23 protein-coding genes and 3 pseudogenes are annotated in these 25,252 nt (G+C 42.7%); 13 read left to right on the forward strand and 13 right to left on the reverse strand.

Annotated features, from left to right (window positions below):
• Positions 1–220: 220 nt before the first annotated feature.
• Both ACGF63_RS20585 and ACGF63_RS20590 read left to right on the forward strand, forming a co-directional pair.
• Entirely contained in the window at positions 221–493 is a 273-nt protein-coding gene (locus ACGF63_RS20585) for an ABC-2 family transporter protein (protein ID WP_387632916.1), read from the forward strand.
• A 50-nt stretch (positions 494–543) separates the two neighbouring features.
• Positions 544–954 (forward strand): annotated as a pseudogene (locus tag ACGF63_RS20590) (transposase); the annotation flags it as partial.
• A 136-nt stretch (positions 955–1,090) separates the two neighbouring features.
• On the opposite strand, the gene ACGF63_RS20595 reads toward ACGF63_RS20590, so the two are convergent.
• Both ACGF63_RS20595 and ACGF63_RS20600 read right to left on the reverse strand, forming a co-directional pair.
• Positions 1,091–1,387 (reverse strand): type II toxin-antitoxin system RelE/ParE family toxin, encoded by a 297-nt coding sequence (locus ACGF63_RS20595; RefSeq protein ID WP_387632891.1) that lies wholly within the window; start codon positions 1,385–1,387, stop codon positions 1,091–1,093.
• Complete coding sequence (locus ACGF63_RS20600; protein ID WP_387632893.1) at positions 1,374–1,631, reverse strand: type II toxin-antitoxin system Phd/YefM family antitoxin; 258 nt, start codon at positions 1,629–1,631, stop codon at positions 1,374–1,376. Before ACGF63_RS20600 ends, ACGF63_RS20595 begins: the two co-directional genes overlap by 14 nt.
• A gap of 223 nt (positions 1,632–1,854) precedes the next feature.
• On the opposite strand from ACGF63_RS20600, the pseudogene ACGF63_RS20605 reads away from it, so the two are divergent.
• Both ACGF63_RS20605 and ltrA read left to right on the forward strand, forming a co-directional pair.
• Positions 1,855–2,079 (forward strand): annotated as a pseudogene (locus tag ACGF63_RS20605) (recombinase family protein); the annotation flags it as partial.
• 780 nt (positions 2,080–2,859) lie between these two features.
• Positions 2,860–4,341 carry a group II intron reverse transcriptase/maturase gene (gene ltrA / locus ACGF63_RS20610; RefSeq protein ID WP_387632894.1) on the forward strand — a complete coding sequence of 494 codons (1,482 nt, stop codon included), beginning with the start codon at positions 2,860–2,862 and terminating at the stop codon, positions 4,339–4,341.
• Between the two features lie 214 nt (positions 4,342–4,555).
• Here ltrA and ppiA read toward each other — a convergent pair whose 3' ends face one another.
• Positions 4,556–5,125 carry a peptidylprolyl isomerase A gene (gene ppiA / locus ACGF63_RS20615; protein WP_036845959.1) on the reverse strand — a complete coding sequence of 190 codons (570 nt, stop codon included), beginning with the start codon at positions 5,123–5,125 and terminating at the stop codon, positions 4,556–4,558.
• 306 nt (positions 5,126–5,431) lie between these two features.
• Here ppiA and yihA point away from each other — a divergent pair, with 306 nt between their 5' ends.
• Entirely contained in the window at positions 5,432–6,064 is a 633-nt protein-coding gene (gene yihA / locus ACGF63_RS20620; protein ID WP_036846551.1) for a ribosome biogenesis GTP-binding protein YihA/YsxC, read from the forward strand.
• Between the two features lie 647 nt (positions 6,065–6,711).
• On the opposite strand, the gene polA is transcribed toward yihA, so the two are convergent.
• From polA to ACGF63_RS20640, 4 genes and pseudogenes are all read right to left on the reverse strand, one after another.
• Complete coding sequence (polA, locus tag ACGF63_RS20625; protein ID WP_152963700.1) at positions 6,712–9,501, reverse strand: DNA polymerase I; 2,790 nt, start codon at positions 9,499–9,501, stop codon at positions 6,712–6,714.
• A gap of 378 nt (positions 9,502–9,879) precedes the next feature.
• Positions 9,880–10,503 (reverse strand): thiol:disulfide interchange protein DsbA, encoded by a 624-nt coding sequence (gene dsbA / locus ACGF63_RS20630; RefSeq protein WP_152963699.1) that lies wholly within the window; start codon positions 10,501–10,503, stop codon positions 9,880–9,882.
• 20 nt (positions 10,504–10,523) lie between these two features.
• Positions 10,524–11,462 (reverse strand): serine/threonine protein kinase, encoded by a 939-nt coding sequence (locus ACGF63_RS20635; RefSeq protein WP_387632918.1) that lies wholly within the window; start codon positions 11,460–11,462, stop codon positions 10,524–10,526.
• Positions 11,463–11,531: 69 nt separating this feature from the next.
• Positions 11,532–11,720: pseudogene (locus ACGF63_RS20640) on the reverse strand (DUF1040 family protein); the annotation flags it as partial.
• Between the two features lie 230 nt (positions 11,721–11,950).
• Here ACGF63_RS20640 and mobA point away from each other — a divergent pair.
• Together mobA and mobB are read left to right on the forward strand one after the other, a co-directional pair.
• A complete protein-coding gene (gene mobA / locus ACGF63_RS20645; RefSeq protein ID WP_387632897.1) occupies positions 11,951–12,541 on the forward strand; it encodes a molybdenum cofactor guanylyltransferase MobA in 591 nt (196 codons plus the stop codon).
• Positions 12,538–13,071: a molybdopterin-guanine dinucleotide biosynthesis protein MobB gene (gene mobB, locus ACGF63_RS20650; protein WP_387632899.1), complete on the forward strand. Its 534-nt coding sequence runs from the start codon at positions 12,538–12,540 to the stop codon at positions 13,069–13,071. Before mobA ends, mobB begins: the two co-directional genes overlap by 4 nt.
• On the opposite strand, the gene ACGF63_RS20655 is transcribed toward mobB, so the two are convergent.
• The 5 genes from ACGF63_RS20655 to ACGF63_RS20675 all read right to left on the reverse strand — a co-directional run bounded on the left by ACGF63_RS20655 (position 13,025) and on the right by ACGF63_RS20675 (position 18,065).
• Positions 13,025–13,498 (reverse strand): hypothetical protein, encoded by a 474-nt coding sequence (locus ACGF63_RS20655; RefSeq protein ID WP_132355605.1) that lies wholly within the window; start codon positions 13,496–13,498, stop codon positions 13,025–13,027. The two genes, mobB and ACGF63_RS20655, sit on opposite strands and share 47 nt — an antisense overlap.
• Positions 13,458–13,628 (reverse strand): hypothetical protein, encoded by a 171-nt coding sequence (locus ACGF63_RS20660; RefSeq protein ID WP_387632901.1) that lies wholly within the window; start codon positions 13,626–13,628, stop codon positions 13,458–13,460. The genes ACGF63_RS20655 and ACGF63_RS20660 overlap by 41 nt, the downstream gene beginning before the upstream one ends.
• Before the next feature lie 343 nt (positions 13,629–13,971).
• Complete coding sequence (locus tag ACGF63_RS20665) at positions 13,972–15,363, reverse strand: amidohydrolase family protein (RefSeq protein WP_387632903.1); 1,392 nt, start codon at positions 15,361–15,363, stop codon at positions 13,972–13,974.
• A gap of 396 nt (positions 15,364–15,759) precedes the next feature.
• Complete coding sequence (gene gorA, locus ACGF63_RS20670) at positions 15,760–17,112, reverse strand: glutathione-disulfide reductase (RefSeq protein ID WP_110742871.1); 1,353 nt, start codon at positions 17,110–17,112, stop codon at positions 15,760–15,762.
• Between the two features lie 110 nt (positions 17,113–17,222).
• On the reverse strand, positions 17,223–18,065 hold the full coding sequence (locus tag ACGF63_RS20675) for a 23S rRNA (adenine(2030)-N(6))-methyltransferase RlmJ (protein WP_152963694.1): 843 nt from the start codon (positions 18,063–18,065) through the stop codon (positions 17,223–17,225).
• A gap of 162 nt (positions 18,066–18,227) precedes the next feature.
• Here ACGF63_RS20675 and ACGF63_RS20680 point away from each other — a divergent pair, with 162 nt between their 5' ends.
• The 4 genes from ACGF63_RS20680 (at position 18,228) to ACGF63_RS20695 (ending at position 21,889) form a co-directional block, all read left to right on the forward strand.
• Positions 18,228–19,454, forward strand: coding sequence for a tyrosine-type recombinase/integrase (locus ACGF63_RS20680; protein WP_387632904.1), 1,227 nt, complete (start codon positions 18,228–18,230; stop codon positions 19,452–19,454).
• Between the two features lie 95 nt (positions 19,455–19,549).
• On the forward strand, positions 19,550–20,497 hold the full coding sequence (locus tag ACGF63_RS20685; protein ID WP_387632906.1) for a hypothetical protein: 948 nt from the start codon (positions 19,550–19,552) through the stop codon (positions 20,495–20,497).
• Positions 20,498–20,642: 145 nt separating this feature from the next.
• Entirely contained in the window at positions 20,643–20,924 is a 282-nt protein-coding gene (locus tag ACGF63_RS20690) for a helix-turn-helix transcriptional regulator (protein ID WP_387632908.1), read from the forward strand.
• Between the two features lie 134 nt (positions 20,925–21,058).
• The gene (locus tag ACGF63_RS20695) at positions 21,059–21,889 is read left to right on the forward strand and encodes an antA/AntB antirepressor family protein (protein WP_387632909.1); all 831 of its coding nucleotides are present in this window, start codon (positions 21,059–21,061) and stop codon (positions 21,887–21,889) included.
• Positions 21,890–22,027: 138 nt separating this feature from the next.
• Here the strand turns inward: ACGF63_RS20695 and ACGF63_RS20700 are convergent, their stop codons facing one another.
• On the reverse strand, positions 22,028–22,207 hold the full coding sequence (locus ACGF63_RS20700) for a hypothetical protein (RefSeq protein ID WP_387632911.1): 180 nt from the start codon (positions 22,205–22,207) through the stop codon (positions 22,028–22,030).
• A gap of 130 nt (positions 22,208–22,337) precedes the next feature.
• Here ACGF63_RS20700 and ACGF63_RS20705 point away from each other — a divergent pair, with 130 nt between their 5' ends.
• A complete protein-coding gene (locus ACGF63_RS20705; RefSeq protein WP_387632913.1) occupies positions 22,338–22,637 on the forward strand; it encodes a hypothetical protein in 300 nt (99 codons plus the stop codon).
• Complete coding sequence (locus tag ACGF63_RS20710) at positions 22,630–25,011, forward strand: primase-helicase zinc-binding domain-containing protein (RefSeq protein ID WP_387632915.1); 2,382 nt, start codon at positions 22,630–22,632, stop codon at positions 25,009–25,011. The genes ACGF63_RS20705 and ACGF63_RS20710 overlap by 8 nt, the downstream gene beginning before the upstream one ends.
• The last annotated feature ends 241 nt before the right edge of the window (positions 25,012–25,252 follow it).

The following is a 25,252-nucleotide window of genomic DNA, read 5'->3' on the forward strand; positions in this document are numbered from 1 at the left end:
ACGAGAAAATATTATATTTACAACAACTACTCAATGAAAGTTATTTATTTAAGTAAGTTTTTAACTTACATTCGCATAATAATAACCATTTTATCAAAACATCGATTACTTATATTTACGTTAATATTGGATGTTCAGAACGCAAAAATTTAACTGAGTTCCCTTCAGATAATCTATTATTTTGAAATGTTACTTAGGAAGCAACAAAACCACTGCTTCATTGAGCTTTCATTTTATCAATTTACTTCTGTACATTTTGCTGTTGCTGACTGGAATGATAACGTACTACAGTATTTGGTTTATTTGGACTGCTAATTCGTTTTGGTGGCCTAGTAATGAACACCGAGATCCCTTGTTTTTAAATAATATTATTATTGCGCATTTTCCTATTGGTATCTTTAATGGCAGGTTCGGTTTTATTTTTAAGATGATGATTCCTCTGGCATTAATTGCGAATCCTGCTGCTATGGCGTTAATTGGAAATGTTGGATGAGAATTAGGGATAATGTCGGTTTTCATTTCGCTTTTTTTCTTAACCCTATTCTGCCGCCATCCCACTTTACCGCCGATGACATCATGGCGGTCTATCGCTGTCGCTGGCAGGTCGAACTGCTGTTTAAGGAATTAAAATCCCACACCCACTGGACAGGTTTTGCGACCGGCCAAAAAGCGATAGCGGAAGGGCTCATCTGGGCAAGTCTGCTGGCGTTGATAGTCCGGCGCAGTCTGGCGAGGCAGTTTTTGCCTTCAGTTTCCTTTCTTAAGGCCGCCAAAAATGTTGATGTCGGGTTGTTACCGATATTGGGCGCGATTATTCATCATGCCTGGTCGGAAATAGAACACCCTCTGGATTGGGCCCTGAAATATCTCTCCAAAAATGCGTTGAAGTTGCCCCAAAGAAAATCCAATAAAGATAATGGGTTGGAGGGTATTTTCGAGAGGCTTAATACTTAAGGTTCAGTGCATGAAGGCAGCCTGACTTTTTTCCATCTCTTTTTTTAAATGGCAGGAACTACAGGTGCAGTTTTGAGGATTTGGACTTCCATTGGACAGCGATAAGATTGATCAACCATAGATTATCTCTCTTCATTTATTTATCGAGCATGCTCTCTGCCATGAGGTAAGCTTCTTTTCTTTCACGTTTACCGATCGCAAGAACAAGAACAATCATCTCACCGTCTTCCACTTTATAGACCAGTCGATAGCGGGATTGCTTGAGTTTGATCTTGTAACAACCAGACAAAGCGCCATAAAGCCTATTAGGCTCAATATGAGGATTTTCGAGCACTTTTTTGAGCTTTTCTTTGAACTGAGATTTCACGGGCTCGCCGAGTTTTGAAAATAACTTTTGGGCTTTGCGTTCAAATTTTAAGTTATAAGCTGTCAAGATCGACCTCAACAAAATCACCGTCTTCATAGTCTTGTTGTGCCATTTTCATCAGTTCGATATTTTCAAGCTCTTCAACCATATACTCGTAAAGGGCCACTGGAACGGCATAGAACACGGGTTTATTTCGATTAAGGATAGCCACGGGGGCACCATGACCCTCTTCAAGAACCCCCATTGGATTTGATTTCAACTGGGTAAGCCCCGCACTGACATCCGTCAATATATTGTTAGTCAGACTCATGATATATGCCCTCACTTTAGAGACGTTTAAAAGGTTTTAATAAGACTTATTATAATTCTTTTAAAAGTACCTTTCATCTCTTACCTGATTGCTATACTTTTAAAGTATAACTTTATGCGAATCGCACATTAACGCTGTTAAAGTGGTTCGTTTATTATGGAAATAATACCCTACGTGAACTACCATGATGAACCCTACCCAAAACGAACTATTAGACCCAAAAATGTTCATAAGAGGCTATCTAAGAACATCAACAGATGAACAAGATGCTTATCGCGCAAAATCAGAACTCATCCAGTTTGCTAAACAAAAAGGTGTACGCATAACGAGTTTCTACACTGAGAACCAATCTGGTTCAAAATTAGAAAGAGCTGAATTGTCCCGCTTAATTGAGGACTCACATCAAAATGATATTTTGCTGATCGAAAAGGTGGATAGACTATCAAGATCGCCAAAGTAAAAAATAATAGCAACTGGTCGATTAATAATTCAACTTTAGTCTTCGTGGAACTTTTCGATGAAATGGGCGCAATACATCAACGCCTTATCGTACGTTTTCGTTCCATTGGGCTTCGCTGCAATTTATTATTTAAATATCAGCTAGTTGCCCCTCTTAACGTTGTTTTCTGTACCGTTGGACTTCAAACCCCAGTGCGACATGAAGTCGTATAAATCGTTGTTCTCCGATTTGAGAGAACTGCCTGTATCACCAGGTAAGCCTAGGATCCTGAATAAAGTAGCGGGTCTGACAACGTAACAAAACGCACGTCGTGCGTGGGATGCAAATCGTGAGAGGCGTGTCTTCCTGACAACCACAGTCGGGTAAGTGCAAGGTAGTCAGTACGGTGAACATAAGTGAATCTACGTAGAACGCGTCACGAGGTAAGCAGCGGAAGTGGTTAATACGCTGTGGCCAAAAGGCACTGAGGGTGGGTAGAAGACTATGGGGTTATCTTCTCGTGATCCCTATGCCCTCCGCATTCAAGTAGGCACCTAACCTGACCACGAGATATACGGAACAGGGTAAGCCCGCAGCGTTCCCTTTGGGAAAGCCGACCGCGAGGTCAGCCGATAACTCTGCGGGTAAAGGAGGCCGGAAAAAGCGAATGCCGGACTGTAATGGTCCGGACAAGAGTTTAAATGTCACTCAACGCGAAAGCGTAGCCCACTTCCGGCTGGTCTCTCTTTGCAAGAGAGTTTTCAGAACCTTATCAATGAGGTAAAGCAAATGACAGCAACCGGTCAACGGTCTGGTGCAACCTCAGCCTCTGTAAAATGGCAATCCATCAACTGGCTGGCCATTGAACAGCAGGTTTCAAGGCTGCAAATGCGTATTGCAAAGGCAATGCGGGAAGGCCGCTATGGCAAGGTAAAATCCCTGCAATGGCTGCTGACCCACTCGTATGCCGCCAAATTGCTGGCAGTACGACGAGTTTCTCAAAACAAAGGCAGTAAAACGGCTGGCACAGATGGTATTACGTGGCGAACCGATAACCACAGGTTGACCGCTGTCGGACAGCTCAAGCGGCGTGGCTATCATGCTAAACCGCTGAGGCGCGTTTATATCCCCAAAAAGAACGGCAAACAGCGCCCTTTGGGCATCCCCTGTATGATAGACAAAGCGCAGCAGGCACTGTATCTGCTGGCTTTAGAGCCGATATCGGAAACGGTAGCGGATAAGAACTCATACGGTTTTCGCCCAAAACGCAGCGCTGCCGATGCTGTTGAGCAATGTTTTAAAACGTTATGTAGAAAAACATCCGCACAATGGATCCTTGAAGGCGATATAAAGGCCTGTTTTGACAAAATTGGTCATCAATGGCTCATTGATAATATCCTGACAGACAAGTCAATGTTACGCCAATGGCTGTCGGCTGGCTATATCGATAAAGGTTTGTTTTATCATACTGATGCAGGAACTCCGCAAGGCGGAATTATTTCTCCAACATTGATGTTGCTTACGCTGGCAGGACTGGAGCGGCACATTAAACAGGCTGCGCCCAGAAAAGCAGAGAAGGTCAACTTCATCTCTTACGCCGATGATTTCGTTGTCACCGGCGCATCAAGGGAATTGCTGGAGAACAGGATAAAACCGCTAATCGTGTCGTTCCTGAAAGAGCGCGGGCTGGAACTCTCTCCCGAGAAGACCATCACGACCTCCATCAGTCAGGGATTTGATTTTCTGGGGTTCAATATACGTAAATACAGAGATAAATTGCTGATTAAACCCTGCAAAGCCAACGTATTAACGTTCATCAGGAACACCAGAGCACTCATCAAATCCCATCCCACAATGGCGACAGGTGAATTAATCAGGCTGCTCAATCCCAAATTACGGGGCTGGGGAAACTATTACAGACACAGCGTCGCCAAACAAACCTTTGGATATGTTGACTGCCAGATATTCAAGACATTACAGCGCTGGGCAACGCGAAGGCATCCGAATAAAGGCGCAAGATGGGTAACCAGAAAGTACTTTTTACCGGAATATGCGCGGCACTGGTGTTTTCAGGGAAGATCGCATCTTGATGGTGTGACAACCTCAGAATATCTGACTCAACTGGTCACTATCCCGATAAAACGGCATACCAAAATCCGCAGTGAGGCGACCCCTTATGATCCGGCGTTCGCCAGTTACTGGCTTTCACGCAAGGAGAATCAGGACAAAAGCCGAAACAGCTGGCATAGGTCGCCAGAAACCGCGTTATGAGAAGTTTTGCCGGGTTACAATAAATGCCTTTGAGAGGCTTGAGCGGAGTGCGGTGAAAGTCGCACGCTCCGTTCTTAGGAGAGCACAGTCAGGCAACTGGCTGTGCTTATCCGACATAACTGTAAAACGGGCCTTCATTCAAATGAAGGCCCGATTATTAATCAAATCCAGAAACTGCCATAATTGCAGTGATCATTAATGTCTCAGAAAAAAGTTAAGGAATAATCTTAGCAGACAGGATAACCACGGGTTTCACCGGTACATTCTGATAGGGACCAACATTTTCAGTTTTTACTTGAGAAATTTTGTCTACAACATCCATACCTTTTACGACTTTACCAAATACTGCATAGCCAAAGTCACGCTGACCATGATCAAGGAAAGCATTATCCGCTACGTTGATAAAAAATTGACTAGTAGCGCTGTCTTTATCAGCGGTACGCGCCATAGAAATCGTTCCGCGTAAATTACGCAGCCCATTATCCGCTTCATTTTTAATGGCTTCTTTAGTCACTTTCTGCTGCAAATCTTTGGTAAAACCGCCCCCCTGAACCATAAATCCAGGGATTACCCGATGAAAAATTGTGTTGTTATAATAACCCTCATTGACGTATTCAATAAAGTTTTTGGTTGTAATCGGCGCTTTCTGGCTATTTAATTCCAGTTCAATATTACCCTCTGTTGTCATCAGCTTCACATGGGTTTCACCCGCAGCCAGAGCCAAAGGCGCCATTGTGCTCAGAGAACATGCAGTGACAAGCGACACTAAAATACGTTTAAACATTCTGGATTCCTATATATTAAGGTCAACAACACAAGCTGAAATCAATTCTAATAATCTCCTCAGCATAGTGCTCAATATTTACTTACCTTTACGATATCAATTGGTTGGTGCCTTGGGTAAAAATTTATCCTCTCACAATAGATCAGATTTTATTTCACAAATAAGGCAATAATTGACGGCAAAATAGCAAATTTGGCTTAACCCATCAGAAATATGTCATTATTTTTAATCCTGTCAACCAACAGTGGCTATCGGTATAATCTCCTTTGGCGTATATTCAGTGCATTTCTCAGGGAGATAATCATTTTGACCATCAAAAACCACAACTATCATATGACCCGTTTTATCACGAGCGCACCTGATATTCGCCATCTGCCTCAAGAACTGGGCATTGAAGTCGCGTTTGCCGGCCGTTCAAACGCGGGTAAATCCAGCGCGCTAAATGCCCTGACGAAACAGAAAAGTCTCGCCCGTACCAGTAAAACACCAGGCCGCACACAGCTCATCAATTTATTCGAAGTAGAAGAAGGTATTCGTCTGGTTGACTTACCCGGCTATGGCTATGCCGAAGTACCGGAAGAGATAAAACGTAAATGGCAAAAAGCACTGGGTGAATATTTGCAAAAACGTGAATGCCTGCTTGGGCTAGTGGTGCTGATGGATATCCGTCATCCATTGAAAGACCTTGATCAACAGATGATCCAATGGGCGGTGGCAATGCATGTACCCGTTATGGCATTGCTGACTAAAGCCGATAAACTGACATCCGGTGCCCGTAAAAACCAGTTGAATAAAGTACGTGAAGAGTTAGCAGCTCTCGATGGAGATATTCAAGTGGAATATTTCTCCGCCCTGAAAAAAATCGGGATCGATAAATTACAACAGAAACTGGACATATGGTTCAGCCAGCCAACCGTTCAAATTGAAGACAATAGTTAATACCGCTTTTTTTATTCCTACCCACTAAATTCAAATAAAAAAATGCCCCAGTCAAAACTGACTGGGGCAGCTAATATTCAGCTATAAATCCGATTACGTGAAGTAAAAGGTCTGAAAGATAGAACATCTTACCTCTGTACCCTACGCCAATAACTCTACCCTATTTTATTTCTCAGAAAAAGCCTTTTTGTAATTTATTTTCAATGATTATCTCGATTCAGCTTAGGGTTTTGTTTGTTTATCCACCACTAAATGTAGTTTAATTACATATTTATGCGATCTGGATCTAATATACTCGAACAGTACAAAAAATATTACATTATTAGTATTTTCTTTACAGCAAAACAGATCGACACAACTATTTGATCACTTTTTTCTGCTACATCAACACTGAGTTCACTACTAATATTATCTAGTGAAATTAAAGATCCTGCCCAATCTCCCATTATCGTGGGATTTTGCAGCACAAATTCCTTATGGAAAACAGTCTATTGAATATGACCTGATCAGGATAATAATATGAATCAACATAACAATTCTTCGTCAGCCTTAGGATGGAAAAAACATGGTGACTATGATTAACAGGGCCATTAAAAAAGGCTGAACCAAATACCTCAGTTCAGCCTATCGCTTATTAATCTGGCATATCAGTGCGCCTGATCCCAACTGTCACCAATACCCACATCCACTTTCAACGGAACATCAAGCACCAAACTCTTCTCCATCAATTCACGAATTTTCTGTTCTGCATGTTCAAGTTGTGACTCATGAACCTCGAATACCAGCTCATCGTGAACCTGCATAATCATGCGAACTTTCGGCGCTTCACTGATAATCCAGTCATCCACCGCAATCATTGCTTTTTTGATGATATCCGCCGCAGTTCCCTGCATTGGCGCGTTAATAGCTTCACGTTCTGCTGCCTTACGGCGCATACCACTGCGAGATTTGATATCTGGCAGATAAAGACGACGGCCATCCAGCGTTTCAACGTAACCCTGCTCTTCCGCTTGTTTACGAGTACGCTCCATATATGCCAATACCCCCGGATAGCGCTCAAAATAGAGATCCATATAGCGTTGAGCTTCACCACGAGGAATACCTAACTGACGGGAAAGACCAAATGCACTCATACCATAGATCAAACCAAAGTTAATCGCCTTAGCACTACGGCGCTGCTCACTGGTTACCTGTTCCAGTGGCAAACCAAAGACTTCTGCCGCCGTTGCCCGGTGAATATCTTGCCCTTCGGCAAAAGCCTTCAACAACCCTTGATCCTGAGACAAATGAGCCATTATCCGCAACTCAATCTGAGAATAGTCAGCGGCCATAATCCGGTAACTTTCAGGTGCCACAAATGCCTGACGAATGCGGCGGCCCTCTTCATTACGGACAGGAATATTTTGCAGATTAGGATCACGTGAAGAGAGACGTCCTGTTGCCGTTACCGCCTGATGATAGGAAGTATGCACCCGTTTGGTCAGCGGATGGACCATCTGTGGTAGTTTATCGGTGTAAGTGGATTTCAATTTTGCCAACCCACGATGCTCTAAGATCACTTTCGGCAACGCATGGGTATCCGCCAACTCTTCCAATACCTCTTCATTAGTGGATGGCGCACCACCCGGCGTTTTCTTTACTACCGGCAATTGCAATTTTTCAAACAATATCGCCTGCAACTGTTTTGGCGAAGCCAGATTGAAAGCCTCACCAGCCAGTTCATGAGCTTCTTTTTCCAACTCATCCAGACGGGTGGTAATTTCTTTTGAATGCTCAGCCAGAATATTTGCATCAATTAGTACGCCTGTACGCTCCATACGGGAAAGCACCATGACCAATGGCATTTCTGTATTCAGGAATACTTTTTTCAGCGCTGGTGTTTTTTCCAACTGCGGCCACATAGTTTGATGTAGCAGCAAAGTGACATCTGCATCCTCTGCGGCGTACATTGCAGCTTGTTCCACCGGAACTTGATTAAAGGTGAGCTGATTTTTACCTTTACCAGCAATCTCTTCAAACGTCGTGGTCTTATGATTCAGATGACGTTCAGCCAAGCTATCCATATCATGCCGCCCCATACCTGCAACGCTATTAAGTACATAAGATTCCAGCATGGTATCGTAAGCAATGCCTTGCAGTTCAATGCCATAGCGAGCCAGCACACCGCGATCAAACTTAATATTTTGACCAATTTTCAACAGGTTGCTGTCTTCAAGCAGCGGTTTTAATGCCGCCAACACTGCCTCTCTGTCAAGTTGTTCCGGCGCGCCCAGATAGTCATGGCCTAGAGGTAGATAGGCCGCATCTCCGGCAGAAATTGCGAATGACATACCCACCAAATTAGCAGTTAAAGTATCAAGGCTGTCAGTTTCGGTATCAAAAGCAAAAACCAGCGCTTTTTTCAACTTCTCAATCCACTCATCAAAGCTTTTTTGATCAAGAATAGTCTGATAATTATCAGAAGAGAGTGTGGCCGAAACAGATTTATCTTCCGTCGGAGATGATTCATCATTACCAGTGGATGCCGGTTTTTTGCCTTTCTCTGCCAGCCAATCGCCGTTTGCCACATCACTCAACCAGCGTTTGAACTCATAACGAGAAAATAACTGATGCAGTTTCTCCGTATCAGGCTCTTTGACTGACAAAGCAACACAGGTTTTATCCAACTCAACATCGGTTTTAATGGTTGCCAGTTTATAGGAGAGATAAGCGACATCTTTATGCTGCGCCATCTTATCTGCCAGCGTTTTCGCACCACGGAAACTGAGCCCGGCAATTTTATCCAGATTGGCAAAGATATTATCCATGCCACCAATCCCTTGCAGTAATCCCAGTGCGGTTTTTTCTCCCACGCCAGGTACGCCAGGAATGTTGTCAGAAGAGTCTCCCATCAATGCCAGAAAATCGATAATCAGATCTGGCGGCACACCATACTTTTCAACCACTTCTTCCGGCCCCAGAATGGTGTTATTCATTGTATTGATAAGCGTGATATTTGGCGTTACCAATTGCGCCATATCTTTATCGCCAGTGCTGATAAGCACCGCACGACCCTCTTTTTCCGCCTGTAACGCCAGTGTCCCGATAACATCATCGGCTTCTACTCCCGAGACCACCAGCAGCGGCAACCCCATAGCTTCTACCATCTGATGTAACGGCTCTATCTGCACACGCAAGTCGTCCGGCATAGGAGGACGATGAGACTTATACTCAGCAAACAATTCATCACGGAAAGTTTTACCTTTAGCATCGAATACCACCGCCACATGGCTCGGCTTGTACTGCATTACCAGACTGCGCAGCATATTCAATACGCCATACATGGCTCCGGTCGGTTCTCCTGCGCTGTTGGTCAGCGGAGGAAAAGCATGATAAGCACGATAAAGGTATGAGGAACCATCAACCAAAATCAGGGGATTGTCTGCTATCTGAGCCATAAGTCTTCTTCATTATCTGTTACGGGTGTAATAGGAATAGGATGCCACAGCAAGAAGCAGGAAACGAATTTTGTGTGAATTTTCTTTGCTGAAGCCAGATCCAGATATTCACACTCTGCTATAAATTCTGTGGATAACTTTGTGTATAGATATTTCGACTTTCATTCTGGCATAGACCGTTGATAAAAAAAATTTATCAACGGTGGGTAAAAATCAATGACTTATAATCCTAGTCATTAAACTGTCATATTACCTTATAGATCACAGAGTTGTGGATATAACCGGAGTTTGTCTTACAAAGAATTCTTTCTGACACGCATTGTGCCAAAGCTTCTCACTCCGGCACATGCTCATGTTATTCTATTTCAGTAACCAACCTTACTTCTGCTTTAACAGGAAGTTAACAACGTCTGAATATGATTTCGCATAGGTATCAGCAGAAGTTGCATCAATGCCATTATTTCTCACCATATATTTGCCATTAACAAACATTGCTGGTACACCCCGCAGTTGCAAGTCCTGAGCGGCTTTTTGCTGCTTAACCACTAAGGATTTCACAACAAAACTGTTCATTGCAGCATCATAATCTTCACCGGTTACTCCAGCTTTGATAAAGGTATTACGAATATCGGCCGGGGTGTTAATCGTCTGTGTTTTCTGAAGGCCCTCAAACAGTAGCGGAGTCACTTTATCTTCAACACCCATTGCCACTGCCACTGCCCAGGCCACAGTCAAATCTTTACCTAGTGGCCCCAGGAACTCCACATGATAACGAACAAAATTTGTTCCTTCCGGTAAATTCTGTTCCACAGTCTGCGGAACTTTAAAACTCTCTTCAAACTGATAGCAATGAGGGCAATAGAACGAGAAGAACTCCAGCACCTGTGGTTGATTTGCCACAGGTGATTTCAGTTCAACATACTGTGTTCCTTCGGTAAAACTAGCAGCAGAGGCACCAAATGCCATCACCATTCCGACTAAAGCTAACCAAAACTTTTTCATAAATATCTCCATGATAAACATTAATACATGGGGTTAAGCTGCAAAGGGGATTCTTGTAACAGCTTAATCTGCCCAGCAAAAAGTGACGTCTGTTTTAACCAAAAATCGGCATCTGTCATCCAGGGGAACGCTCTGGGAAAAGCAGGATCTTGCCAACGTCGGGCAACCCATGCCAAATAATAGACCATCCGCATAGCACGCAATGGTTCTATTAATGACAATTCTCCCGGATCAAAATCCGTAAACTCACCATAGGCTTCCAGCAAAGTATCCAACTGTAATAACTGTTCTTGACGGGAGCCATGAAGCAACATCCATAAATCCTGAACTGCCGGACCATTACGCGCATCATCAAGATCAACAAACCAGGCTTCGTCACGCCACAGGATATTACCTGGGTGGCAGTCACCATGAAGCCTCAATATTTGCCAATCGTCGCGCCAATTGGATTCTACAGCGTTTATCAGATCATCCAATACAGCCAAAAATTGCACTTTCTGTACTGAAGGAACTAACTCACATGCAGCCAAAAACTGTCGCGGCTGGTGCAAATACTCATTTAACCCAATAGTTGGGCGAGAGGTAAATTTTTGCCGACGACCAATCTGATGAATTCTACCTAGCAAACGACCCACATCTTCTAACTGAAAGAGATTATCAGATTCATATTGGCGGCCACCGATACTTGGGAAAACAGCAAAAAAGAAATCCTTAAAAGTCAATAAAGTTTGCTGATCAAACACCAAAGGCGCGGCCACCGGCAAATCAGCCTGTTGCAGCGCCAGGGAAAAATCATGCTCTTCCTGAATCTGTTGCCGATCCCAGCGCTGTGGCCGATAAAATTTTACGACATAACGTTTACGATCTTCATCTGTAAACTGATAAACACGGTTCTCATAACTGTTTAATTCTGTCAGCCCAGAATCTATGTATAGCCCGGTTTGCACCAATGCATCCATAATCAAATCCGGTGTTAATTCCCGGAAATTAAAAGCAGACTGGTTTGTTAGCACATTCTATTCTCTTGATTAATCTGTAATAACGCCATGGGCGTACAATAACGCAGTTTTAAAATCTGCTTCGTGATCCTTTTTCAGCCCCGGAATTTCTCCTGTTGCCTCAGCATCACGCATTTTCAATTGATAAATCAAAATATCATCGGTCAACTTAGATCATTCACCAAAAAAGCCCGCTTCTTTCGCCAACTTCTGCAAAAATCCAGCCGGTGATATTTCATACCAAATTCCTTATAAACAAAATCCTATACAAATTAACAGGGATAGCCGCACAGAGAAAGAATTGCTCTGTCAATAAGCGTAAAGATTGTTATTTTATCAGCGAGTTATCCGGTGATTTTATCTGAAAAACGTTTGGTGAAGCCCAAATTACTAAGCTAAAAAAGGTTATATTAGCGAGCAATAACCGTCTTGTTGATAGATTGAACATTATGCAACCAAAAATAAGCGGTGCGATCCTCGCAGGAGGCCGTGCTACCCGTATGGGCGGCCATGATAAAGGGCTAATTCTCTTAAATAAGATACCGCTGTACCAGCATATTGCGAATAAGCTGCTGCCACAGGTCGATGAATTAATCATCAACGCCAACCGTAATCTGGATATTTACCGACAAAGTTGCGATCAAGTTGTGCCTGATTTAACACAAGATTTCTCTGGGCCGCTATCTGGAATGCTGGCAACCCTAAAATCAGCCAGTCACGATTGGGTTGTGTTTGTTCCTTGTGATGTACCAGACCTCCCCCCTGATTTAGTCACTCGTTTATGGCAAGGCAAACAGCAGGCATTAGCCGCCTATGCAGATGATGGCAATCGTACTCACCCTACTCTCGCTTTGCTGCACCGTAGTCTGTTCTGTCAATTGGAAAATTATCTGGCTGATGGTGATCGCAAGCTGATGCTGTTTATGCATAAGATTGGCGCAATATCTGTTCAGTTTGACGATAATCCAGCTGCTTTTACCAATCTGAACACACCAGAGGATTGCCGGAATTGGGAATATATGCAGGAGACCAAAAAATGAGTACAAGACCTCTTCCACTGCTTGGCATCACGGCATACAGCGGTACAGGAAAAACCACGCTTCTCAAAAAAGTGATCCCATTATTGCGCCAACGGCAAATTCGGGTTGGTCTGATAAAACACACTCATCACAATATGGATGTAGATAAACCGGGCAAAGACAGTTATGAACTGCGCAAAGCTGGCGCAGAACAAACACTGGTTGCCAGCCAACAACGCTGGGCATTAATGACAGAAACGCCAGATTCACAGGAATTAGATTTGAGCTATCTTGCCAGTCGCTTTGATCCAGATTCACTGGATCTAATTCTGGTAGAGGGCTTTAAGAATGATCCAATCAATAAGATTGCTCTATACCGCCGTATTCTTAACCATCCATTAAGTGATCTTCTTGATCAATATGTCATTGCTGTTGCCAGTGATGAAAAAGTAGAGACTCTTTTACCACAACTGAATATCAATCAACCTGAACAAGTGGCTGACTTTATTGTGGCGTGGTTGCGAAATCAGCAGTATTCCCACGCTGGATAAATTCATCAATACACCGCCTGATTCTTTTCATTGCATCACGATCAAACTTAATACGTCTATTTTTAGGGCCAAACATATCTTCGTGATCAAGCATAAAGCGGATAGAAGCAATGGTATTTTCCCCTCGTTCCTCAAAAACCAAAACAATCAAGGGATCATTTTCAGCCTCAACAACCCTTACGTGAAACAAGCCAATATACCAAGGAGAAGAACCGGGAACCGAGTTAGAATCTTTTGCTCTCCCATAACGACAATCAGCACTACTAGTGTAAATCTCGATATACCCTTGTTGCGCCCATATATCAATTAAATCCGCCAGTTCGTCTTCATAATTTTCGACTATAAAACCTATCTCATCGCTAATAACCGCAAATAAATCATGAATCTCAACCCATGATATCATTCGCTTTTGAACGTTTCCTTGCATTCAAAAGAGTCCTTCTAATATTAGCTTTAATTTCATCCTTATCTGATGTACTCACCTTAACTCCACCAGTAAGGCTTCCCATATCTATCAATGCCCTTACATTCTGTTTATTTAATTTAGATATATCCATAAAAGCACCTCCGCATAAGCACATGGAAATTATAAACCAGATAGTACGTCCTTACTGGTTAATTACTATACTCTTATGACAGAGATGCGAGCAAGCTCGTATCATTTTTTTCACCAGACTGAAAATTTCTTTTTCACAACACAAAGACCTATCCAGTATATAGTGGAAAAACACCTTACGAAGTTCTTAAACAGGTAACTGGCTGCATTATAGAACGGTTTAACATGACGAGTTTAAGTATAGTTTCTGCCCGAAATCAGGTGCGTCAAGGCACACTCAGACGCGGGCAGAAAACCAAAAACAATCATTAATGAGGAAATGACTGACAGTACTTTTTTCTGAATCAAGCCCTAGCTACAGTACCAGCCACCAGACGCCCCTGATGGAACGTTGCCTGACGAGTAGGCAGACGTGCCACCGCCTCAGCAGAACAACTCGCTGCCACCAGGACAAAGTCAGCTTTATCACCCACCTGAGGCCAAATACGCTGGCCTTGGTCGTTAAGCGGCAACACACCGCCTGTAGCAATAGCCATAGAGCGGGAAAGATGAAATTCATCTGAACCACGGTACAATTGCGCATACAAATTAGCCTTCTCCAACATGTCACCAGTGCCGAATGGCGACCAGTGATCAATCACACTGTCAGTACCCGTCATGATAAACACCCCTTTGGCTCTGAGTTGCGGTAACGGCATCATCAGGCTGCCGATCGGGACTGTGGAGGCAATAGTGATCTGCTGCTCCGCTAAACGGGAAGCGGTTTCTGCCAGTGTGCCCTCGTCCAACGTGGTCAAGGCGAAAGCGTGGCTAATAGTAACCTTACCTCGCAAGGCCGGTATATTCTCCACCGTATCAATCATGTAGTTGATAGCAGCAACGCCCTCCGGGCTAATCTCATGCAGATGAATATCTACACCGACGTTATTATCAAGCGCAATCTGGAACATAGTATCCAGTGATTTTTCCATCGCAGCATCCACGTTAGTCGGATCCAGCCCGCCAACGTATTGCACGCCCATCTGGATCGCCTCGCGCATCAGCCCTTCCACTTTGGAATGCAGTAAACCGTGCTGCGGGAAGGCAACAATTTCGCAAGTGAAATCATCACGGTGATTTTCCAAAGCATACTGTAAATGTTCCAGGCTTTTCAGACCACTAACCGGATCGATATTGCAATGGCTGCGTGCCACCGTACTGCCTTTAGATTGCAACAGGGCAATCAAGCTCTCTGCCCGCTGCTGCGAAGTGGGTAGCAGTTTGGGGATCAGAGTCTGCTCCAGGGCAATCATATCCATGATAGTTTTACCCTGGCGCGGCCTCGGTGCCTGCCACGGGCCACTGTAGAAAGTTTTATCCAAATGGATGTGCATATCGCGGAAAGCGGGCAACAGCAACTGATCCTGTGCCTGATAGCATGGCTGATTCGTGTTAAGCGGCATACCGGAAACATGGATAGCAACGATCCTGCCATCTTTGATTTCCAACGTATATAATGCAGTACGGGTGCCAATCACCGTATCGCCGTCATACTCAAATCCCTCTTCCAGCAGCACATCACTTAGGTAGTAATGACGATCAGTAAGAGTAGTCCGCATCTGTGATACCTCGGCTACGACGGTTGACGGCGCCGCCTGTGCAATCCCCCCAGTCAGGGAAATTGCCGCGCAAACGGTGGTGAGCTTACCAGTTTGACTGAGAAAAGCCCTACGGCTTTGTTGTTGAAGTTTTTTCACATTCAATCCCTTTTATTTTATCCACCTGAAAAAAATTGGCTAAATCTAACCTTCTGAGGAATATTGCCCAGAATTTAGAACATATATAAGAAGGTTTTCAACAACATCACCGCATTATCACAGCTTACTCTCGGGAAATTGTTCTGTAGAAATTATAGAAAGCCAGATAAGTCATAGAAGGGATAGATTTCATAACAGTTTTGCTGAGATTTTCTAAAGGAAGCTTCTAAATTTACGCCGAGACGATCCCAGGAGTTTGATAAGGTTTTCCAATCCCACCTTTTGGTAACCCAATCACCTCCCCGCTCCCCTTTAAGCAAAAGGCCGGATAGAACCGGCCTTTAAACGTATTTTCCAGAGTACAAAAGATGTATAGGTGGATTTTCGACAATACTATTACCGCATCGTTACAAACTCTTCTGCCGCAGTCGGATGAATTGCAACCGTGTTATCAAAATCTTTCTTAGTTGCTCCCATCTTCAATGCAACAACGAAACCTTGCAGCATTTCATCCATTCCAAAGCCAATACCATGAATGCCGACAATCTTCTCTTCCGGCCCGACACACACCAGTTTCATCCGGCATGGCTGACGATGTTGAGTGACAGCGGTATACATTGCAGTGAAAGAAGAGTGATAAGTTTTCACCTGATCTTCACCAAACTGCTCTTTTGCCTGAGGTTCAGTCAGTCCTACAGTACCAATCGGCGGATGGCTGAATACGACAGTTGGAATATTAGTGTAATCCAGATATTCTTCCGGCTTATTATTAAACAAGCGTTCAGACAAACGACGACCAGCTGCAACTGCAACAGGCGTTAATTCCACCGCACCAGTGTTATCACCTACTGCATAAATACTTTTCACATTGGTGTTCTGGTACTTATCAACCTTGATGTAGCCTTTTTCATTCAGTTCAACACCGGTTACAGACAGATTCAGATTATCCGTTGCCGGTTCACGACCAATAGCCCAAATCAAGGTATCAACGGTTTGTTCTTTGCCATTTTGCAGTTGCAAAGTCAGGCTACCATCCACATTTTTAATCACTGCTTTCGGCACAGATTCAGTATGCAAAGTGGGCCCTTCGGTATTGATAACTTCCAGCAGTGTTTCAACAATCATCGGATCGAAAGTACGCAGAGGTGCATGCTGACGCACAAATAGATGGGTTTCACTGCCAAGTGCGTGCAATACGCCTGCGATTTCCACCGCAATATAACCCGCACCAACAACCGCAACCCGTTTTGGCATCTCTCCCAATTCAAAAAAACCATCAGAATCAATACCATATTCTGCTCCTGGTACATCAGGACGTACAGGACGGCCACCTGTTGCAATCAGAATATGATCTGCGGTTATTTTCTCGCCATTCACTTCAACGGTGTGTGCATCAACAAAATGGGCGAAACCCTGGATCACATCAACTTTATTATTACCCAAACCACGTTCATAAGATTGATGGATACGATCAATATAAGCAGTACGACTAACAATCAGTGTCTTCCAATCAAAGCGGTTGACAGTGGTATCAAAGCCGTAATCCGGCCCGTACTGGTGGATAGACTCAGCAATTTGCGCCGCATGCCACATCACCTTTTTCGGCACACATCCCACATTAACGCAAGTTCCTCCCAATGCTTTAGCCTCAATCAGGGCGCATTTCTGTCCATACATAGCCGCACGGTTAATTGATGCAATACCACCGCTGCCACCACCAATTGCTATATAGTTGTAATGTTTACTCATTTGGATCGTTTCCATCTAATCAGTGTAAAGGGTCAATACCCGAAAGCCTATTATGGCAAAAAGTATCAATCAGTTGTGATGGTTCTGGCTCTCACTGCCATTGCTGAAAGTTATTCTGGTGCAATCCATTTAACCAATGTGTGGCCTGTTCCTTCCGGCACCAGAGCCTTATGTAACCACGGCAATACCGATTTCATCTGCTGTTCCAGCTTCCAGGGAGGATTAATTACGATCATGCCAGAGGCGGTCATTCCCCGTTGATCACTATCAGGCCGGACAGCCAGCTCAATTTGCAAAATTCGGCGAATACCGGTTGCTTCCAAATCTCTAACCAAGCGTTTGATCTGCTGGCGTAATACCACCGGATACCACAACGCATAAACACCGGTCGCAAAACGTTTATAACCTTCCTGAATTGCCTGAACAACCGCCTGATAATCAGATTTCAGCTCATAAGGAGGATCAATAAGGATAAATCCACGACGGCTCTGAGGTGGCAATTGTGATTTTAATTGCTGATAACCATCTTCACGCACAACCCTGGAACGGTTATCACGGGAGAATTCATTACGTAATAAAGGGTAATCACTCGGATGCAGCTCAGTCAGATTGAACTTATCATCCTGCCGCAACAAATGGCGGGCAATTAAAGGCGATCCTGGATAATAACGTAAATTACTACTCTGATTCAGTGCAGTTACTGCACTCATATAAGCTTTCAATTCTTGTGGTAGATCCTCACGCTGCCAGACGCGGGCAATCCCCTCCAGATATTCACCAGTACGTTCAGCGCGTTCACCGCTGAGTTGATAGCGGCCTGCACCAGCATGAGTATCCAAATAGAGAAAAGGTTTTTCCTTTTCTTTAAGAGATTCAATGATCAGGCTTTGTACAGTATGTTTCAATACATCGGCATGATTACCGGCGTGAAAGCTGTGACGATAACTTAGCATTTTGTTTTTACGCTTTCCTAATTTTAAAAAATATGATTATAAATCAATAAATTAACGCCATTTTCATACTGTTTATTGTTACAGTGCTTTTGACCGTTTTTGCCCTTTTGCGGTAAACTGTGGGGCACGTAGTGGGGCACGCAGAAAACGAGAAAATGGCTCATGGCAGGAAGTATAAACCGTCTTACCGATAAAAAGCTAAAAACACTTAATAGCTCAACCAGAGATAAAGAAATGAAGATTTCTGACGGTGCGGGCCTAATGCTCCGTGTCAGCAAGAACGGAGTAATAAGCTGGTTTTTTAAATATCGCATAGGCGGCAGAGAATCAGAGGCCAGCAGAGTTACCCTTGGACGTTACCCTGATTTAAGCCTGAGTAAAGCAAGAGAGATTAGAGATCTATGCCGTGAGTGGTTAGCTAACGGTCAAGATCCTAAGAGAATGTTAAAGCTGAACAGAGAAACATCACTGAAACCAGCAACGGTTTACGATGCCTTGGAATATTGGTTTAGTGAATACGCCACAGAAAATCTCGTTAACGCAGAAAATCTACACGCTAAAGTCAAAAAACATATATACCCCTATATAGGTGATATGGCATTAAAAGACTGCGAGACCCGCCATTGGTTAGAATGCTTCAACAGAATTAAAAAGAACGCTCCCAGTGTTGCAGGTGTTATTTTACAGGTAGCTCAACAAGCCTTTAAATTTTGCAATATCAGACGCTACGCAACCTACAAAGAATTAATCGAGCTGACTCTCCAAGATATTGGAGTGAAAGTTAATAGAAGAAAAAAAGTCTTATCGACAAAAGAAATTAAAGACTTGCTTGTAGCATTAAGAAACAATTTCTTCTCACCTTATTATGAAAATCTAATTTATTTACTTATTGTATTTGGCGCAAGAACCGTAGAGGTCAGATTGTCCAAGATGGATGAATGGGATTTAAATGAAAAAATATGGACGGTTCCAGAATCCAATAACAAAACAAAAGAAAAAATCCTCAGGCCAATTCCAGATACTCTAATTGAAAGAATAACACACCTAAAACACCAAAATAAAAATTCAGAATGGCTATTAGGTGAATTTAAAGAAAATACCGCTGTCAGTTCAACTGGTGGCAGAATATGGCAAAGATTAGAGCATACCGAACAATGGAGCTTACACGATTTGCGAAGAACCTTTTCTACCGGTATGAGTGATATTGGAATACCACCGCATATAGTTGAATTATTACTAGGCCATACCTTAGGTGGTGTAATGGCAATTTATAACCGTAGCCAATATTTACCCGAAAAACTGGACGCACTGAATAAGTGGACTGAGCGGCTGGATGTATTGGCTGGTAATCATGAGAATGTAGTGTTACTTAACAATAAAACGGCTTAAACTGATACAAAGAGACTAGCTCATACGGAGCGAAAAGCAAGAAACCCTACTTTCCTGTCTCGCTAAATCAATTTAGGGGCGTTAAGGATAACATAATGGCTAATAACGATATAAAAATACCATTTAAATATTGTCGAATTGATAGAGCTGCTCGATTTTTAAATTGTGATATATCAGACCTGATTAATTTGGGATTAGAATATAAAATTTCATTATGTGCAATGATGGATGGGGTTAAGTCAGAAATTTATATAGATGCAAATTTAGAAGATGCGCTTAAATGGCATGAGAATTTAGCTCAATCTTATGCTTATTTAGCCTATACTCAGGGTATAACAGAGTATTCATTCTTTTCATTTGATATTCTTTCTTGCGATGAGAATGATAATCTAATTAAACTGCCATATTTTTATTACAATGAAGATCTTAATTGCTGCTTTAGTTGTATAGGGAGGGCTTTCGGCCTTTGGCGTCTGACCAGAGGTTTAGATAAACTTTTAAATTATGGCGTTAATTATATTAGTGGCTATGAATTTGCTCCCTGCATGTCGGATAAATCAAATTTAGTAAAACAGTTAATTATTCATAAGGAATATGACAAAACAGAAGATGAAATGACCGATGAGGAATATCGGAATACACATAGGAGTATGAGCATTACAGCTAACGATTTATGGATTACAGCTTATGACGTTAGAAGATTACTTAATTCTCAGGGAGATTATTATCTTTTAGAAAATTTTTATGAAACCGAAATTTTACTCACTGATACCAAAACTAAAAAAATACATCATTCAGCCGAAAGACATGCCACAAATCGTGAACATGTTTTAATGGCAGCAATACGCTACCGTGAGGAAAATATGGAATCATTTGATAATAATTGTAGAAAGTCAGACGGTTCAATTAATTTTTCAGCTTGGGCTAGAGAAATTCTTCAACGCCCATTCTTATTTCCAGATAATGAAATAAAAATTAAGACAGAAGATAAAGTAGCAGCCATTCTTAGTAATGCTTATAAAGTACCTAGTGAGCGTAACTAACCCATCGTAAGCCATATAAAGGGCTGTGTAATCATACAGCCCCCTTTCTAAGCTTATTCATACTTTTGTAAGCATTACAACTGGATGAATATACATAATTCAAGCACTAGAATACTTCCAATAACATTACAAAAGGAGTATCTATATGTCTGAAATTTATCAATATCCTACACCCGAACAACGCCGTTCTATTCTTGCTGAATATGGTGAACCTTATGATCGTCTTATCCGCGAGAAAGAACGCCAACATATTACCTCTATTTCCCGCACTACCGCATGGTCAATGGAGAATAAAGGCAGATTTCCAGCTCGAAAAATTATTGGCCGCAATTCTTGTGCATGGCTATTAAGTGATTTGCTTTATTGGGTTCGTAATCCGCCAAATGTTAATAACGTTAATAATCCATATATTCGTCAATCTTCTTAAAGCTGCTTATACGATTATTAATGCAAAATCACGCAAAAGTGGCAATAAATGATTTGCGTATTTTTGCGATAAATAAATGTCAGGATCAATTTTGTTGTCGCGACAGCTCTATATTTAATTAACGGAGCATAAATATGAACATAAAAAAATCTGGCAATAGCCGGAACGGATACCCCTGTGCAAAAAATCAGGAAGTAACCAATTTTATAGAATTACTCCCTGTAACAATTGCCAATATTGGTGGACAAGAAACACAGATCGTCAGCGCAAAAAAATTGCATACCGCGCTTGGTGTTGGTAGGGATTTCTCCACCTGGATTAAAAACAGAATAGAGGAATATAGATTTAAGGAAGGCGTCGATTATTTAACCGTTGATTCACCAAGTCTGGGGAACCAACATATGACTTTTAATCAACAAAAGGGTTGGCATAATAAGTCAAACCGTGGAGGTGATCGCCGTAGTAAGGACTATAATTTGTCCCTGAATATGGGTAAAGAACTTGGCATGGTGGAACGCACAGAGCAAGGAAGGGCAATCCGACAGTATTTTATCCACTGTGAGGAAGAATTACACAAAGTTGCGCCCCAAAAAGCGGCTGAACTGCGCCAACAACTTAAAGCCCGTATTATAGCAGCGAATTACTTTAAACCTATGTGTGCAGCCCTTGAGTTAGCAAGAAAGGAACAAGGGAAAGTGACACTTGCCCATCATTATACAACAGAAAGTAACATGATCTCCCGGCTGGTACTGGGGGGTTTAACAGCTAAACAATGGGCACAAACCAACAATATTACTGGCGAACCTCGGAACAGTATGAATACGGAGCAATTAGAACATCTTTCATATCTTGAACAGAGCAATATCACGCTGATTGAATTGGGATGGGATTATCACCAACGCAAGGCAGAATTAATAAAATTGTCCCAACGCTGGTTAGCTAAACGCATGGAAGCCAGTCAATAACTATACATATAGGGGCAATGCCCCTTATTAGTAAAGCTCAAAAAGAAAGAAGGAATGTTGCAAATGCTACCTTATAGATAATCTTACTTTTTCATCATGTGATAAATCAATTAACAGCAGGACTATTAATTCCGCAGTTCAACTTTTGGAGTTAATTTCGCGTGATTGTAGTTCTTTCCTGATAATGCGTTTAATCCACGCTGCTAGAGATTCATCACCATCTTGCGCTTGCGCTGTTTCCATGAGGCTACGAAGTTCTGGATCAAGTCTAAATTGAAACGGTGGATTACCCCGTCTTTCGGCTTTGTGTGTTGACACTTCAATTACACCTATTGTAATGTATTTATGTGTGATGACACATTACATTCATTGATATAAAAAAACAATGCCCCGCAGTGCGGTAAACACTAGCGAGGCATCTAACCACAACATTATCGGAGCTAACGCTATGGCTGATATACAGCATACCCAAACTCGCCTGAAATTTATATTGCTGATTGGTAACGGCAAACAAAGCCTGTCTGAAATTCACTCAACTCATCCGCTCACTGTATTGGCATTTAATGAAAATATGACATCCTTCCTCTGGCTGGCATTGCCTCTCTGGTATTTGTATCCCGTCAGGAAGAATTCCATGTTCAAGATAATCATCACTACCACTAATCACCCAACAGAAAAAGTAGCGAAATACACCGATTACCGTTTATACAAAATAAACGCGGAAGTGACAGAGGTATGTCGTGACTGATATTGATAACCACTCTGTACGTCATGATTTCATTAATGATGTTCGCAACAAAGCTAGCGGTCACTGGGAAACTATTTTTCAGCATATTGGTATTCCGACTAACCGCCAAGAAGGTGAATGCCCAGCCTGTGGTGGTAATACCCGTTACCGCTTTGACGATAAAGAAGGTCGGGGGACTTATTTCTGTTCTCATTGTGGTGCGGGTACGGGGTTAGATTTAGTGATGAAAGTAAATCAGTGCAACGCTCGTAAAGCAGCTGAGATTGTTGCTAATGCTATGGCATTACCTCTGCCGGTATCTAAGCCAGCCAGAAAGAAGTCTTCAACGGACAGACCTGTCGCTGAAAAAGTTGCGGTATTGGTAGCTAAGGCGCAGTCAGGACAATCTCAATACTTACTAAATAAAGGACTACGATACCCCGCTCAGGTTTTGCCTGATGGTTCATTGTTGCTGGTCCTGAGAACCATAAATGGCACGGTGACAGGCGCACAGCTTGTCAGGCCGGACGGTGAGAAAAAATTACTATCTGGCACGAAAAAGAAAAGCTCATTTATTCCATTGGAAGAACTGCCGGAACAGGCTGATACCGTTTTGATTACTGAGGGTTATGCAACCGCATTAACTGTCAGCCTTCTCCATAAAGGTTTTACTCTTGCAGCCCTAGATGAGAGCAATCTGTTACCTGTAGCGAAAATTGTCCGGGAACGGTGGCCAGAGGCAAAAATAATTTTTGCCGCAGATAACGACTGGCACAAACCCGGTGAACTGGACAAGAACGGCAATCCCAAAGTCAACACAGGCAGGATAGCCGCCGAGAAAGCCGCCATTGCTATAGGCGGATGGATAGCACTCCCACATGGAGAAACCAAAGTTGACTGGGATGATTATCGACAAAAAAACGGTATCAAAGTGGCAAAACAGGAATTCAGCAAAGGACTTTATCAACCGAAGGAAACAAAGGTGAAAGCGGCAGTAACCAAAATTCACAGTGATAAATCAGCCAATCCGACATTAGGCCAGATGGGTGCAAGTCAGCGCGGAGAAGTGTTACTAGAACGCTATAACGGTGATTTAGCCCTTGATAGCGCATCAGATACTGTTCATCGCTATGATAGCGTCGCGTGGCGTCCTGTCACTGATCGGGATTTAATGAGGGAAATGGCTTCTGCCTTTATGGAAGCAGAAGTTCCTTATTCTCCCACTGGAATACGTTCAGCGGTAGATGCTTTAAAATTACAGCTTCCCATGATGGGTTTGCCTGCGCGTCATCTGATAGGGTTCAGTAATGGTGTATTTGATCTGCACAGTTGTCAATTCAGGTCTCATCAGAAGAATGACTGGTTGTTGATTGCAAGTGACGTGACATTCACCGCTCCTGTGCCGAGTGAAACACTGAAAGAGCATGCACCTAATTTCTGGCGCTGGATACGTAGGGCAACAGCAAATAATGATCGTAAAACAGACAGGGTACTCGCAGCCCTATTTATGGTTCTGGCGAACAGGTACGACTGGCAGTTATTTCTTGAAGTTACAGGAGCAGGAGGAAGCGGTAAAAGCATTCTTGCAGAAATTTGCACCCTGTTAGCGGGAAAAGGCAATACGGTATCGGCAAGTATGGCAGCTCTGGAAAGCCCAAGAGAACGGGCATTGGTTGTCGGGTATTCGCTGATTATTATGCCTGACCAGACTCGCTATGTCGGTGATGGTTCAGGAATTAAAGCAATTACGGGAGGGGATGAAGTTTCCATAGATCCGAAGCATAAACAACCCTATTCAACCCGGATCTCTGCTGTCGTGCTGGCCGTCAATAACAACGCCATGAGCTTTAGTGACCGAAGCGGTGGCGTGTCCCGCCGCCGTGTCATTTTTAACTTTTCCGAAGTTGTACCAGAGAGTGAACGAGATCCACTCCTACGTGACAAAATAGCCAGTGAACTCCCCGTTATCATCCGGCATTTGTTAACACATTTTTCTAACCCACTAGAAGCTAAAGCATTATTAGCAGAACAACAGAAATCAGAAGAAGCACTGAATATAAAACGTAACACGGATTCACTGGTAGATTTTTGCGGTTATCTGGTGGCCTCTATTGAGGCCGATGGCATGTTAATAGGAAACGCGGAGATGATTCCTTTTAATCCTCTTAAATACCTGTATCACGCTTATTTAGCCTATATGAAGGGAAACAACTTAGCAAAACCTGTTTCGGTGACTCGCTTTGGTACAGATATGCCAGGTGCATTGGCTGAATATGGCTTACAGTACTTACGTAAAAAGAGCAAACAAGGCGTTCGTAGTAATATGAATCTAAATATTGATACTGCTGACGAGTGGTTGCCTCAGGTAACAAGGGAAAACCAGCCAGAAAGATAATCTTTATATTCCATTTTCTGCCAAAAGATTAGTGAAAAGTGTTCACTACTGTTCACCATGCTCTATAAACCTAAATTATCAAGGGGTTAACAGGGTGAACAGTTATTTTTGAAGTATTCACCAGTGTTCACTACTATTCATCTTTTCTCTGATTTTAGGATGAACACAGATGAAGAGTGGTGATGAGTTTAATTACAACCATTCATCATTTAATGCATTGAATTTGAATATAAAAAATCAA

The sequence above is a fragment of the Photorhabdus sp. RM322S genome (genome assembly GCF_042879395.1).
GTDB lineage: Bacteria > Pseudomonadota > Gammaproteobacteria > Enterobacterales > Enterobacteriaceae > Photorhabdus > Photorhabdus khanii.

Excerpts from the sequence above, each read along its gene's own strand:
- gorA (WP_110742871.1), bottom strand. The coding sequence starts at position 17,112 with ATGAGTAAACATTACAACTATATAGCAATTGGTGGTGGCAGCGGTGGT.
- ACGF63_RS20655 (WP_132355605.1), bottom strand. The coding sequence starts at position 13,498 with ATGCAAGGAAACGTTCAAAAGCGAATGATATCATGGGTTGAGATTCAT.
- ACGF63_RS20685 (WP_387632906.1), top strand. The coding sequence starts at position 19,550 with ATGGCTAATAACGATATAAAAATACCATTTAAATATTGTCGAATTGAT.
- ltrA (WP_387632894.1), top strand. The coding sequence starts at position 2,860 with ATGACAGCAACCGGTCAACGGTCTGGTGCAACCTCAGCCTCTGTAAAA.
- ACGF63_RS20635 (WP_387632918.1), bottom strand. The coding sequence starts at position 11,462 with ATGGATGCATTGGTGCAAACCGGGCTATACATAGATTCTGGGCTGACA.
- dsbA (WP_152963699.1), bottom strand. The coding sequence starts at position 10,503 with ATGAAAAAGTTTTGGTTAGCTTTAGTCGGAATGGTGATGGCATTTGGT.
- mobB (WP_387632899.1), top strand. The coding sequence starts at position 12,538 with ATGAGTACAAGACCTCTTCCACTGCTTGGCATCACGGCATACAGCGGT.
- ACGF63_RS20675 (WP_152963694.1), bottom strand. The coding sequence starts at position 18,065 with ATGCTAAGTTATCGTCACAGCTTTCACGCCGGTAATCATGCCGATGTA.
- ACGF63_RS20600 (WP_387632893.1), bottom strand. The coding sequence starts at position 1,631 with ATGAGTCTGACTAACAATATATTGACGGATGTCAGTGCGGGGCTTACC.
- ACGF63_RS20680 (WP_387632904.1), top strand. The coding sequence starts at position 18,228 with ATGGCAGGAAGTATAAACCGTCTTACCGATAAAAAGCTAAAAACACTT.
- ACGF63_RS20705 (WP_387632913.1), top strand. The coding sequence starts at position 22,338 with ATGGCTGATATACAGCATACCCAAACTCGCCTGAAATTTATATTGCTG.
- ACGF63_RS20690 (WP_387632908.1), top strand. The coding sequence starts at position 20,643 with ATGTCTGAAATTTATCAATATCCTACACCCGAACAACGCCGTTCTATT.
- polA (WP_152963700.1), bottom strand. The coding sequence starts at position 9,501 with ATGGCTCAGATAGCAGACAATCCCCTGATTTTGGTTGATGGTTCCTCA.
- ACGF63_RS20660 (WP_387632901.1), bottom strand. The coding sequence starts at position 13,628 with ATGGATATATCTAAATTAAATAAACAGAATGTAAGGGCATTGATAGAT.
- ppiA (WP_036845959.1), bottom strand. The coding sequence starts at position 5,125 with ATGTTTAAACGTATTTTAGTGTCGCTTGTCACTGCATGTTCTCTGAGC.
- ACGF63_RS20695 (WP_387632909.1), top strand. The coding sequence starts at position 21,059 with ATGAACATAAAAAAATCTGGCAATAGCCGGAACGGATACCCCTGTGCA.
- mobA (WP_387632897.1), top strand. The coding sequence starts at position 11,951 with ATGCAACCAAAAATAAGCGGTGCGATCCTCGCAGGAGGCCGTGCTACC.